Origin of the sequence: Novosphingobium sp. Fuku2-ISO-50, from assembly GCF_001519055.1 — a bacterium.
In the GTDB taxonomy this organism is placed as follows: Bacteria; Pseudomonadota; Alphaproteobacteria; order Sphingomonadales; family Sphingomonadaceae; genus Novosphingobium.
Genome location: NZ_KQ954326.1, coordinates 1 through 631, shown reverse-complemented (window position 1 = coordinate 631; position 631 = coordinate 1). Strand labels below are relative to the sequence as shown.

Genomic DNA, 631 nt, shown 5'->3' with positions numbered 1-631 from the left:
TGTCAATCGGCGTCCAAACGGGACCCACTATCGGCGTGCAAAAGGGGACCACCTTGCGGCGTTGCGCTGGGGTTGATTACGGGCACGGATTTCGCGCTGGGGCTGGCGTAGGGAGGGCGTAGCCCGACCGGAGGCAGCGCCAGCGCAAAGCAAATTTTTATCAGGGTTTGGGCTGGGTCAGTTGCGGTGTTTGAAGCGCCAGCTGTCGTTGCCGGTTTCGATGATATCGCAATGGTGGGTGGTGCGGTCGAGCAGCGCTGTGGTCATTTTGGGGTCGCCGAATACCGTGGGCCATTCGCCGAATGCCAGATTGGTGGTGATGATCACCGAGGTCTTTTCGTAGAGCTTGCTCATCAGGTGGAACAGCAACTGGCCGCCGGAACGGGCGAACGGCAGATAGCCCAGTTCATCGAGCACGACGAGTTCGATGCGGCTGAGTTGGGCGGCAAGTGCGCCCGCCTTGCCGATGCGCGCCTCATCCTCAAGCCGCGTGACCAGATCGACAGTGTTGAAGTAGCGGCCACGGGCGCCTGCGCGCACGACGCTGGCGGCAATGGCGATGGCCAGGTGGGTTTTGCCGGTACCAGTGCCGCCGACGAGCACGATATTGCGCCTGCCCGGCAGGAATGAT

1 protein-coding gene is annotated in these 631 nt (G+C 62.1%); it reads right to left on the bottom strand.

Annotated features, from left to right (window positions below; translation table 11 throughout):
- Positions 1-177: 177 nt before the first annotated feature.
- Positions 178-631, bottom strand: a 454-nt coding sequence (locus tag AQZ50_RS19905; protein ID WP_156427471.1) for an ATP-binding protein, incomplete at its 5' end; no start/stop codon positions are given.